The organism is Chryseobacterium kimseyorum, assembly GCF_025971945.1.
In the GTDB taxonomy this organism is placed as follows: Bacteria; Bacteroidota; Bacteroidia; order Flavobacteriales; family Weeksellaceae; genus Chryseobacterium; species Chryseobacterium kimseyorum.
The window spans coordinates 237,349-249,908 of record NZ_JAPDHW010000007.1 but is presented as its reverse complement, the minus strand read 5'-3'; the positions used below and the strand labels follow the sequence as shown (position 1 = coordinate 249,908).

Annotated in this window: 12 protein-coding genes; 2 read left to right on the top strand and 10 right to left on the bottom strand. The window is 36.5% G+C overall.

Features of this window, described 5'->3' with window-relative positions:
- The 10 genes from OMO38_RS12120 to tssO (OMO38_RS12075) all read right to left on the bottom strand — a co-directional run.
- Positions 1-188, bottom strand: a 188-nt coding sequence (locus tag OMO38_RS12120; protein ID WP_264750437.1) for a hypothetical protein, incomplete at its 3' end; no start/stop codon positions are given.
- A gap of 352 nt (positions 189-540) precedes the next feature.
- Positions 541-945 (bottom strand): type VI secretion system tube protein TssD, encoded by a 405-nt coding sequence (tssD, locus tag OMO38_RS12115; RefSeq protein ID WP_264750436.1) that lies wholly within the window; start codon positions 943-945, stop codon positions 541-543.
- A 167-nt stretch (positions 946-1,112) separates the two neighbouring features.
- Positions 1,113-2,054 carry a hypothetical protein gene (locus tag OMO38_RS12110; protein ID WP_264750435.1) on the bottom strand — a complete coding sequence of 314 codons (942 nt, stop codon included), beginning with the start codon at positions 2,052-2,054 and terminating at the stop codon, positions 1,113-1,115.
- A 100-nt stretch (positions 2,055-2,154) separates the two neighbouring features.
- Positions 2,155-2,955 carry a hypothetical protein gene (locus tag OMO38_RS12105; protein ID WP_264750434.1) on the bottom strand — a complete coding sequence of 267 codons (801 nt, stop codon included), beginning with the start codon at positions 2,953-2,955 and terminating at the stop codon, positions 2,155-2,157.
- A gap of 27 nt (positions 2,956-2,982) precedes the next feature.
- Complete coding sequence (locus tag OMO38_RS12100; RefSeq protein ID WP_264750433.1) at positions 2,983-6,003, bottom strand: M23 family metallopeptidase; 3,021 nt, start codon at positions 6,001-6,003, stop codon at positions 2,983-2,985.
- Between the two features lie 15 nt (positions 6,004-6,018).
- A complete protein-coding gene (locus OMO38_RS12095) occupies positions 6,019-6,522 on the bottom strand; it encodes a DUF4280 domain-containing protein (protein ID WP_264750432.1) in 504 nt (167 codons plus the stop codon).
- A gap of 95 nt (positions 6,523-6,617) precedes the next feature.
- Positions 6,618-9,017 (bottom strand): type VI secretion system protein TssR domain-containing protein, encoded by a 2,400-nt coding sequence (gene tssR / locus OMO38_RS12090; protein ID WP_264750431.1) that lies wholly within the window; start codon positions 9,015-9,017, stop codon positions 6,618-6,620.
- Positions 9,018-9,077: 60 nt separating this feature from the next.
- Positions 9,078-9,983, bottom strand: a complete 906-nt coding sequence (locus tag OMO38_RS12085) for a PKD domain-containing protein (RefSeq protein WP_264750430.1) — start codon at positions 9,981-9,983, stop codon at positions 9,078-9,080.
- Between the two features lie 36 nt (positions 9,984-10,019).
- Positions 10,020-10,541, bottom strand: a complete 522-nt coding sequence (gene tssO, locus OMO38_RS12080; RefSeq protein ID WP_264750429.1) for a type VI secretion system transmembrane protein TssO — start codon at positions 10,539-10,541, stop codon at positions 10,020-10,022.
- Between the two features lie 24 nt (positions 10,542-10,565).
- Positions 10,566-11,102, bottom strand: coding sequence for a type VI secretion system transmembrane protein TssO (gene tssO, locus OMO38_RS12075; protein WP_264750428.1), 537 nt, complete (start codon positions 11,100-11,102; stop codon positions 10,566-10,568).
- Between the two features lie 178 nt (positions 11,103-11,280).
- Between tssO (OMO38_RS12075) and OMO38_RS12070 the strand changes: the two genes are divergently transcribed.
- Positions 11,281-11,952, top strand: coding sequence for a response regulator transcription factor (locus OMO38_RS12070; RefSeq protein ID WP_264750427.1), 672 nt, complete (start codon positions 11,281-11,283; stop codon positions 11,950-11,952).
- A 138-nt stretch (positions 11,953-12,090) separates the two neighbouring features.
- Positions 12,091-12,381 (top strand): HU family DNA-binding protein, encoded by a 291-nt coding sequence (locus OMO38_RS12065; RefSeq protein ID WP_034674127.1) that lies wholly within the window; start codon positions 12,091-12,093, stop codon positions 12,379-12,381.
- The last annotated feature ends 179 nt before the right edge of the window (positions 12,382-12,560 follow it).

Here is a 12,560-nt window from a genome sequence, read left to right as displayed (position 1 = left end):
GTAAACTCATGATGTTTCTGTGCGCTTTGGGTAAGTTTGAAATGTTTGTAATATTTAATCACTTTACCTTCAATTACCAAAGATAACTTGACTAATCGGTTGATGCCCATATGATGATTTTCTGAGATTCCTGCCGCATTTTGAGATGGGCGAAAGGATGAACCTCCATTTTTTTCTAAGGTATTCATATTGTCGTGATTGTGTGGTGGATTAAAGTTATTAAATTTTATCGATTTGTACAGATTTTACCGTATTAAATTTCTGATTTTAACTTTTTTACTAAGCATTTGAAAATCTGCATACTCTTCGAAAAAGTTTCTTTTAGACAGATTCAAACAAACTAAACTGCAGCCCAGTTTGAAAATTGATTTTCATCAGGCTTAGAGTGTCAGAAGTCGGAGTAGAGCACACGAATTAGCTGTTTTTATCGAAACAGACGAACAAAGTTCAAAGGTGCCCAGGATATTAATCGAAGACGAAAAAGACCGTCTTGCGGACAGTCTTTTGTATACCATAATACTATAAACGAATCGACGGATTTTAGCTTGTTGGCCAAAGACCTTCGTAAGCCGCAGTTCCGTAGTTGATTTTTTCCGCACTTACTACAAAGCTGATCAACATTGAGTTTTCGTCTACTGCATCGAAATCTACTTCGTGCTGAATAACGTACCCATTTTCCCAGTTCAAGGTAATCAAGGTTCCTTCTTCGTGAGATTTATTGAATGTGATTTCACCTGAAGTCGGCTTGTATTTTCCATTTAATAAAGATTCAAGGATGTCAGATTTTTCTGTTGCCTCAATCGTTAATTTAATGATTGCATTTGATGGGTCAGATGCTACTCTGCCCGATACGTCTGTAGATCTCGAAACGCTGTAGTTCAGTTTTAATAATTTCTGTCCTTCGCTTCCGTTGAATTTTAAGATTCCTCTTGAATTTGCTGCCATGATAAATAAATTTTAATCGTTAATTTTCGTGAAATGTTTTTCTTTATTCAAAGATAATTACACAAAAAATATTTTTAAAACTTTTTACCAACTTTTTGAAAATTTGTAGTAGTTCTACGATTTTATGTAGTAAAACTACGATAGGTTTTTATGTTAACCGAGAACCTTTAAATTATATTCACCTTAAAATCAGTCGAATACAAAACACCATATTCTACAGAGGAATAGGTGATGTCTAAAGAGTTAATCAAACCACTTTCTTTGGAAACTGTAAACTCGCCTTTAAAATTAGCATTCTCCACTTCCTGATTCAGAATTATTTCATCGTCATTTGTCGAAATTCTTACCATTTGATCAACCTTCAATAATTCATTATCCAAAGAAAGATGAAATTGGGATTTTCCGTATTTAAAATCGTTTCTGATGTGTGCAAAATAAGTTCTTATAATCCAATCTTCCTGCATTTTTTTCTGAAATAATTCCTGATTGAGAACAGCATACTCAAATTCTTCAATGTAAATTTTTGCATACTGATCAGGAAATTGATCCAGCAGACCTGCTTTAATTTCAGAAAATTTTTTAACTGTTTCTTCGGAAAGTTTAATTGAAATAATTTCACCTTTTGAATTGGTTTGAATTTCAATGGGATCAATAGATTGAAAACATGCGATCGCCATATCACCAATTTTTGTCTGATTCTGAATCGAAAAATTGTTTTTAGAAAGATGAAAAATATGATTACCAAATTCTCTATTTAGCCATCGCAAAGAAAACCGGTAAGAAAATGAGTTCTCTGTTTTCTTTTCGTCCACAAGAGAAGATTCTCTAATACTGACTTTATAATTAACATTTAAATTCTCGGGATGAAAGTTAATCTTTGGATTCCTTATCTGGCTTTTGAAGGGTGCATCATTTTTGGAATTATAAGCCTGAATCTTTCGGAAGTCCGGCAGAAAAAGCTTTTTTCCGGAAACCAGTTCATCGTCTATAAAATCTTCCTTTACACAACATTGGTTATGAAATTCTTTAAGGTAAAAAGGATTTTCAAGCTTAATTTCATCTGCAATTTTCTGCAGTGTATCTCCCTGACGAATAAAATGAATCATCATATTTTTAATCTTCTTTCTATGAAAAAGTCTGTGTAAAATCTTGCAATTTATTTACGGTTTAACTGGCTACTTAGAATCTTCTAGATTTAAATACCTCAGCTTAATCTGCATTATAAACAATTTTTCTCTTTACAGATTCATTTTGTTTTTTGAGTTCAATATCGGTAATTCCTCCTGCGTACAGCATTTCTATTAAGACTTCGTTCTGTTTAATTTTATAGACAATTTCAATAATTCCTTTTTTATTAATTTTTTCTGTAGTAGTCATCTTGGGGAGTTTTTTCAGGAGAAATTCACCATCTTTTACTACTGACTGATTGATCATATTGTGATAAACTTCGTCTAAAGACTTAGACGGAATCAGACATTCTTCTCCGGAAAACATTTCTCCTTGAATTTCCTTACAGTTAGCCTTCGCTGAGTTTGAAAGTTTGTTTTCGCTTTTTTTAGGCGAAATTCCGCAAGATTTTCTCCAGTCACTAGTTTCAAGAAGCGATTTAGTGAAAGTTACTTCAATCGGATCTTCAGGATCAGCGGTAATATCATACAATTTTTCTGAAGCAAGCATAAAATGAAGCCATGCCACTGCATTTTCGCTAATTCTCTGTTCCTGAGAATTTTCTGAAATATTGTTTTTTATGTAAACCTCTAAAACAATTTTATCTTCAGAACTGCTCTCAATTCTTACAAAAACATCTTTGTAATTTTTAACCGCGGTGAGATTACTCGACAATACAACCTGACGGAAAAATTCCTCACAATTAATCTCAAGATTTGGTTGGTTACTATTTTTTTCAGTGTTTGCTTCAACTTTTACTGTGGCATCCTGTTCTAATTTTCCTGAAGCTTTTTGGCATCCAAACATGAAGAGGACAAAAAATAATATTGCGGTCTGTTTCATTTTAATTTAAATAATTTTTAATAAGTATTATTGAATAGCATCTGTAAATCTCGCTCTGATGTTCTGCAGAGAAGTTCTGTAAGCCGTTTGGGCAGTGGTATCTTTCGCGTTAAACCATCTGGCATAATTCCCCTGATACTTGATGATATATTTTGCTTTATACTCCATCCCGGCAAGTACAGAAGGTAATTTCACAAACTCTTTCTGCTTATCGGTAATCTGCGTGTTACCGCCGGCACCACTTAAGCCTTTTCCTTCAAAAGCACTCCAGGTTCCCGTAGGCTGCTCGATAAATAAGGTAGAATCCCAACCGTAATAAGGCGGTTCTCCAAATGCTTCCATACCACCGGTTCCGCAATGTTGATATTGTTTTGACCCGAAATGTGCAGTTTCCAGTCTGTACATTTTTTCTACGATGGTTACCAAATCTTTTCCGGTGACTTCCACTTCTTCTTCAGAGCCTTCCCACTTCCAGTTCCATTTGCTGTCTTTGTAGCGGCTGTAGAGTTCTTCAATGGCTGCTTTACCGTCTTCTACAGTGAATAGTTCACCGTCATCTGTATCTTCCTCAAATGTATTTCGGTATCCTTCCTGCAGAATTTCCAGTGGATCAACCAAATCGCTTCGCCGTTTGTAACGGTTATCTCCTGATAAGATATGATTTTTATCCAGATCAAATCCTTCACTTCCTGTGTAATGCTCAAAGTGAATCATGTAAATCGTATGTCCGCTGATCACTGTAATGCCATGAAGATAGCCCGTAACACCCAGTTTCTGTCCCTGAACAACTTTGTCACCCGCTTTTACCTCTTTTTTACCTGGAGCCACTTCACCATAATTAATGATAAACTCTCTACCGTCATTTGTCGTATGATGCACAGCGATATAATCTGTCCCAGCGTAGAATGGATCAGTCTTTAAGACAGTACCGTCTGCCATTGCAACAATTTCTGTTTCAGGCAATGTATACAGATCTCTGCCCGCATGTTTTCTCGTTCCTTTGCTTCTGTTGGAGTTAAATGTCGTCATGTTACTTCCCTGACTGGCTGCCCAGTAATAATTTTGCCCCCATGTTTTACCCGTATCATTTTCAGGTTTCACACGCAGTGGGAAAATAACAGGCTTGGTTTTGGTCAGTTGGAAATAGGCTCCATCGGTTTTAAGGAAGTCCTTTTCATGAAGCTTCTCACCCTGTGCTTTTGCATGAAGATATAAAAGCTCAGACTGTTTTTTATACAGTTTAAATTTAATTGTATCATTGAGTTTATAAGCTTTAATTTCCAAAACACTTTCAATATCACTGATAAAAGCAGTCTTGTCGTCTGTAATTTTTACGTTATTGGCATTTCCTTTTTTGGCAATACCTAAAATAATATCAGCGATCCTTCTTTTATCCGCTTCATTGGCAATCGGATTCGGACCTCCAAATTTATAAGTATACTCGCCGTCTTCTTTTCCTTTTGCTAATTTTTCTCTCCAGATTTTCAAATCATCGTTCGATTTAGGTCTTAAATGAACAGGAACTTTTGCCACTCCGTTTTCTATAGTAGCTATAAATTCTGTCTTCTCGGTTCCCGGAATTTCTCCCGTGGTAGGTGAAGCCTGTTCCATTTGTTCTTCTGTAATTTCCAGCACAGGTAACACCGCGCCGACAGAACCTTTCAGGAAACCATCTTTCTCTTTGATGATTATTGTCGTCTGTTTTCCATTCAAACCGGAAGTACGGGCAACCAGATATACCTTGGAATCCAGCGGTGCACTGTTTATTTTCTTAAACTCAGCTCCCAACTTGAATACAGGAATGGTAACCGACTTATTATTTTCAGTGTCTGTACCATATTCATTGGCTGTCAGAGCCTGAATAACCGTTTCTTTGGTTGTATATTTTTTGTCTTTCTTTAAGGCGGGAGCAATTTTCTTCAAAACAGTATCTGCAACTTTTGCCTTTTCTTCAGGTGTCGTAGTTTTGTTGTTAGCTTTTCGGCCTCCAAAAGTGTAGACATGATTTCCGTCGGCCTCACCGGTAAGTTTCGTATATTCTTTTTTGGCAAAATAAGCATCCAGTAAATTTTCGACTCCTGAATCCTGTACAATACTCACCGTTTTTCCGCCGGCTGGCTGCTGAGTTGGCGTTTTGGAAGGTGTGATTGTTCCTTTAGATTCAGCCCAATCCCAAAGTTCTTTCGCATAGCCTTTAACGGTTTCAACAATTCCTGTTTCTTCCTTCCTTGACTGAGGTTTTGTGGCAGCAGGTGAATTGGCTGCTCTCGGCGGAACATTATTTGCCGGAGCTTGTGTTGGTTGTGAACGAGCCGGATTATTTGCAGGTTGCTGTGGTCTCTGCTGAGGAATTGGCGCAGGATTATGCTGAGGGTTATTTACATTTCTGTTCTCTGTTGCATGTTTCCTGTCTGCAAAGTATTCTACCGTAACATAAAACTCAAGCTGCTTAGGATCAGTTTCTCTGTGCATTGCTTTTTGCATCAACGCTCGGGTTAACATAAATTCTGCTACAGCGACTCCGCTACTATTGACGGTGGCTTCTTTCGTTTCAATTAAAAGATTGCCTGCATGATGGCCATCCCCTGCCGCATCATCTTCCCAAAGAGAAAATTTTAATTTTTTACCGTTAAGATTTACACACTGTGCCCGTGCACGCATCTTTTCGGTATAGTTAAATACAGTTCCCGGTGAATCGTCGACATACTGAAGTTCAACTTTGTCGATTTTCGGTACGGCAACAGGCTGGGGAGAGATTTCAATCGACGATGGCCCGCCACCTTCAGCTTCAAATAAATAAGCCTCAAGACGGTAGGTATTTTTCTGAGCAACTTCTCCGAAAGTAAATGTTCCGGAACCCGTTTTTTTGATATTTGTTGTCGTAAATCTTCCGTTGGTGCGCTTTTTAAACAACTCCCAGGTTACACCGGATGCATTTCTCTGTGTTTGCGGTGTGGCAGGATACCAATCGGTAATAGTGTATGTTGTTGCTTCTCCCACTTTTGGAGAAGAATTGCCTGATATTTTTGAAACTCCTCGTTTTGACATCGCAGAAAATTTAGGTTAATAAGCGTCTATTTCACTTTCAAAAACTGTTTCTTTGAAGTCATTCACATCCACGAGAGGATTCATATGTCTTACCGTTTTAGGATCGGCATTTTTCACATTCTGTTTGCTAACCTCACCACGCTGACCATGATCTTTGATGGTAATTTTTCCACCTACAGTGCACTGAAGTTCTGAAACTTCGGTCACCGCTTTTTTTCCCATAACCATCACCTTATCATAGGTTTTCTGCCATTTTCCGGCCGGCGCATAAGAACATGGCAAATATCCGCCTGAGCTGGGTTTCAATTTGCATTTTCCGAAACTAGGCCCCGGAGGATTGAACTGAAGGTCATCTTCTGTCACAGCCAGATAATCTGCACTGCCTGCGTCATCATTCCAAAAATGTTTTTGATGTGTAGTAACTTTATGCTGTGGGAACTGATCACCTTGATTACACTGGCACTTCCCTTTCTGCACGACAAAGTGTTTGCCGTCATGAGATGATGATTGCTCTGACATATTTTGTGATGTTTGGTAATCAAAGATAACAAAAAGTTATTTAACATAAAAAAAACGGAAAGTGAATTTTCCGTTTTTTTTTATGTGATAAGTAATTAATGTTGAGTATTTTCCGGCTCTTCTACCGGTAATGTAGTCGGCATGAAATATTCGCTTAGCCAGTAGAACTCCTGTCCGTTCTGTTCTATCTTAACCGCCTTACTTTTTCTGTGATTAAGCATTCTTTCTGCTAAGTGCTTGTAATACTGAAAATAATTATGTGCCTGGTCGTTCGTTACGATTTTTGATTTTTTCCAGCCTTTCAATTTATATTTTGACATTAACTCTGATTCAGAATTATCAAAACCTGTACTGATTCCTACCGCATAAGACATTGGCTGCTCATATAAATCGCCTTTATCTAAAAATTGCAATGTAGAATTGTACTTTTTCAAAAGCTTAATGTATTCTCTCAGAGCTTTTGTCTGCTTAAAACCAGGTTTTCCAGCACCCGTTTTTTCATAAACTTCAGAGTAAAATGCTTTAAGCTGATCGTATTCAGCCTCGGAAACTAAAATACCCTTTTCCATTACCGGCTTCATATCCATTAAATCTCTAGGAATATAGCCTGACTGTAAAAATGGGTTTCCGTAATTGATCAACTGCGCTGCAATTCCTGCGGGAACAGGATTTGGAAGTCCAGGATACAGATATTTATACTTAATATCCACTTCCGTTCTTCCAGCTCCTACAGACGTTTGAAATCTTTCGTTAAGAGCACTGTCAATTTTGGTATTATCAAAAGTAACCTGAGCAATCAAACTGTCTACCGCTTTCTTCAAAAATCCAGGAGGGGCAATATCACCTTTTTTAGGAAAAATCACAAATCCCGGAGCCATACTTTGTTTTGGAAAGTCTAATGAATAAAAGCCGGCATCACTTTCAATTAGGCTAAAATTATTTTTTATTAAAACATCACTTTGATCGATGATTTTCTGCTTTTTTAATTCTGCTACATTCTTAGCTGTGTTTGTAACAATATTTTCAGACATCAAAACAAAATCGTTATACGTATCTGAAGAACGGGAGTTTGTCTGGAACATAATTACTTTTGCCTGCGCCTGCGTCAATGAATTAATCACACCATACATATTCCCGTTTCTATTGGCAGAAGTACCGATAGTGATAATCATATTGGTTTCATCAGGAACTTCAGAAAGCAGATTTCCGGCAGCAATCAATCCTTCGTTTAGAGGCTGATTTCCACCAGTACTCTGGCAGTTCATTTCGTTGATCTTATCATCGATAAATGCTGTAATTTTACTGTAATCTTTGCTTAACATTGACGGAGCTACATTTTCTCCACAAGGATTATTTTTGTAAAGTACAACACCATATTTAATTGACTTAAAGTAAGATGGTTTCTCAAATCTCAACTGAAGATCTTCCAACAAAGATTTTACAATCGGTGTATATGGCGCATTAGCTGCACTTACGTCTAACACAAAAACAATATTCGCATTTCTGTTTTTTTCAATAATCTCTTTATAACGGTCAAAGTAAATCTTATCCCCTATAACATTGGATGCGTAATTTTTGCTGTAGTCTAAGACATTTGTAAAATACTTTGTTTTGCGGTCTGCTGCAACGGTGTCATTCAACGCTAAATTAACAGGAAAAATGTTTTCAAGCGGTTTTCTTTTGTCGACATCAGTAAGTAAAACTGCTATTTTCTTATCTGCGTCGGCTCCTCCCGGTGCGCCTTCATGAATTCCTAAAGTGGTCTCTTTAATACCTGTAGGATTTTTCATTTTAACTGCAGAACGTTCTCCCCAGGATGAGATAACATCAGAACTCACCCAGCCATAAAGCCCGGTATTGATACTGTCCATATCAACAGACGGCTTTTTACCTACCAAATATCTTTTGTTGTTCTCTGCCATTTTGTAGACATACACCATCTGTCCATTCGGTATTTTTACATTAGCCTCTTCAATCAAACTTGGAGAATTAAATACCATGATAGAGTCATTTTTGTAATATCTTTCAGAATATTTTATTACATCCGGACTATTGGGTACTACAGCTACCTTTAGCGGATAGCCTGTTTTTTCGCTTTTCAGAGAACTGCTCCACAACAGAAGATCAGATTCGGGAATCCAGCCGTACGTTTTTACAGATTTTGATGAAACCTTTTTCATTAAAGCATCAGGAATATACTCTGCTACTTTTACCATTCCGTCTCTGTTTTTCAAAACCATCAGTGGCTCCAAAAATTTGACTTCCTTGTAAGATTTTTCATCACTTTTATCTAAATACGCTGTATTTCTTGATCTGTCTGAGATAGCAATCCACGGAACAGATTTTTTAGAAAAACCGTCTGTAACAGAAACATTGCTGATTTGACCATATTTTTTTGGTTCAGGTGTTTTTTTGGACGGCAATTTTACCTGACAGCTTGTAAGCAGTACAGATAAACCGATGTAATATGCCGCGAGAGGAAATTTATTTTTCATCTTAATATTCTTTATAATTGGTGTGTTGTTCAGGAAAAAAATTCAGGAATAACTTTTCGTTTATTTATTTTGATTGATGTCTGCTTTCGTTACACAGCCTGCCTCATCATAATTAAGCTTGACCGTCTGAATAACTCTGTTTTTATCAAACTGAAGACTTGCACAGTACAGATAAAAGTTATTGATTTTGCTGTCATTTACCTGAACTATTGAATTTTCATTATTGCATAAATATTTACCTAAGAGATAATTGTAATGCGTATTGAAGCTGTTTCCGTTGGCAATTTGCTGCAGATGATATTTGAAGTCATTATCTCTTTCTTCGTAAGAATTATCTACTGCCGCAGCCTGTTCCACTTCATTATATTCCGCAAGAATGGTAATTCTGTGTGTAATGGGCTCTTCATCTCCGTTAGTATGTAAAGTCACAACGTAATTTCCTGGTTTTTTGTACGAGTATGTAGCCATTTTATCTTTAGAATCTATACCCGTATTTTCTCCAAATTTCCAGGTGAATTGTGTGGCATCGGATATTGCTCTGAACTGTACAGTCTCAAACTGCATTGCCTGTGTCTGTGCATCAATAACAGACGGTACTTTTATGCTGTCTCTCCGCGGAGTTTCACGTCTTCCGGATACAACAATTGGGTAAGTTTTCGTATACTGATCATCGATGATAAGCGCTACATTATAGAAACCCGGTCTTTTAAAAACGTGAAAACCTTTCGTTTCAATTGATGTAGAGCCGTCTCCAAAGTTCCATTTTCTGGTTTTTGCAAAGGGTGTTTTATCGTCGAAGAAAAGACTGTCGCCTACCAAAACCGGCGAAGGATATACAGTTGCTACGATATCATCTTCTGAATGAATTACTTTTTTCTGAAGCCATAATGCGACGAGGGCAGCCAGCAATAAGGTAGCAATAACACCAATGATGATGTTTTTTTTGTTTTTTTCAAAATAGTTCATGATAAATTTGTGTGATGTGTTGTAAAATTTGTGTTTTTATTTAGCTCTTGCGGCATTGTTATCCCTGTCAAAAAGGCGTCGTTCTTTGTCTCTATACCCTACGATGCATTCCTGGGTTCTTCTTTCAAAATTTTTGGTATCGAATGAGATGGTTGTCACTGTCTTCTTATCATTATAATACATCTCGAAGAGCTTGGCAATTTGTGGAAAACCTTCTACTCTGCTATCATCCGTACTGAATCTTTTTTTTGTTCCTCGTATGTAAGCTGTATTTTTGTCAATTTCGTGATCTACCATCACATCCGGAATTTCGTCTTTGATACGTGAAATCTGCTTAAAAGTACTATCCACTATTTTCTGAACCTTTTTCTGTTCGCTATCAAACTTCGCTTTTTCTTCCAATCGGTCAAGAGAAACGACATCTGCAGAGGTGAAAGGAGACTGAAAGCGGTTTAGAAAAATAATTCCCAAAAGAATCATTGCAGCCATTAACATGAAGATGAGATATATAAACTGAAAACGTTTTTCTTTTTTGGATAGTGTAATTTGCCCTTGCATAATCTGGTGTTTTTTAATTTGATCTTATCTTCTCCTTCTGCCTCCTGAAAAATTTCTTGAAGGATCTTTGGTGAGTTCTTCGTTAACTTTAGCAACCTTTCCGGTACAGCGCAATAGCTCAGTGCGTGCGAATTCCTTGTCTTTTGATGCTTCAATGATTTTTGCTTTGAGATTAAGCATAGGTGCGATATGATTTAGTAAAGACGAGTAATGCTTAAGATTATCAGCACTGTCGGCACCAATTACCATTCGGGCTTCATCAATTTCTTCAGCAATTTGAGTACGCAACGGAATATCGTTACTGATTACGGCAATATCTAGTGAGGCAACATGATAGCTAATGGTGTCTACCATGATTTTCATGGCTTTTGACCGACCCAGCAGCTCTTCATATTTATTAACCTCCTGCTCCATTCCAACACGCTGTGTGTGGTAACTTTTAAAAAAGAAAAATACAGTGCTGAAAGAAATTAAGGATAAAACAACGAACGACAGGATAAATTTCCAGATGCCTATCCTGACATCGGATTTATTCAATTTTTTATCTCTATTTGTAGACATAGTTGTGATTTGGTTTGGAATGTGAAAATATAAAAAAAATATTTATTTACAAAATTAAATGTGAGGTCTGCAATCTATTCACAATTTTTTAATGTTAAGTTTAATTTTGAAATCCGAAAGATTTTCATACTTTAGTGATTATAATTTTATTTTACCTCTACCAAATCATAAAAATAAAATGAACAAAATATTAACCAATACGGTTCGGTTTTCCATCGCCGACAGCGATTTTTATTTTAAAAAGATAATGATCAAAACACTGCTGGAAAATCCTTTTAATATGCTTCTCAGCGACTGCAACAACGGGCATGAGCTGATCAACAGAATCTATAGAAAGCAGGAAGATGTATTTATTGTAGAACTCTTCATGCCGGTACTCAGTGGTCTTGAAGCCATTAAATTTATCCGGAGAAATAATGAAGATACTCCCATCATCACTTATTCCGGAACTTACCAGGAAGATATGGCTGATATTTTAGAAAAAATCCCAAACATCTACTATTGCCAGAAAAACAGCGGTATTATTAAAGATATCATCAAAGGTCAAATTACTTCACAGGATTTTGACTATCAGGCGTATTCTGAAAGCTGGAAACAGCAACCTTTAGCCGTTCAGGATTACATGAACCGACAGAAAAAAAGCCAGGAAGAGCTTTCTTCCACTGAGATTCAGCTGATGAAATTCTGCTATGAAGGCTTCAGTAACAAGGAGATAGGAGAACAGTTGAATTTGAGTACCAGAACAATAGACACCTACATCAACAGACTTACGGAAAAGTTGGGTTTAAAAACAAAACTGCACCTTATTCGATTCTGTGTAGAAAACGGATACTATAATTCGAGTATGTAAAAGCTGTTTTTGTGGAGTTATAAGGTACTAAATATAAAATTGTCAGGGTCTTAACCGAAATATTTTCTTTACTAATTTGCTTCTATTCAATTTTTTTAACTAAATTTGCACACCTAAAATTTAAAATTAAAAAAGGAAATGACAAAGGCAGAATTGGTAAACACCATCTCAAATAAATTGGGAACAGAAAAGAATGAAACACAGAAAGTTGTAGAAGCTTTTATGCAGGAGATCAGAACTTCTATGTATAATGGAGACAATGTTTACTTAAGAGGTTTTGGTTCTTTCATCGTTAAAACTAGAGCAGCAAAAACGGGAAGAAACATTTCTAAGAACACTGCAATAGAGATTCCTGCACACAACATTCCTGCTTTCAAGCCATCAAAATCTTTTGTGGAGAAAGTAAAAACTAAAGTTGCAGTAAAATAAGAATAACAATTGAATATTAACTAGTTACACAAAAAATTTAACATTATGCCAAGCGGAAAGAAAAGAAAAAGACACAAGGTTGCAACACACAAAAGAAAGAAAAGAAGAAGAGCGAACAGACATAAGAAAAAATAATCTCAACTAGAGATTTTGTAATATAATAATATAGTTGGTGTTTT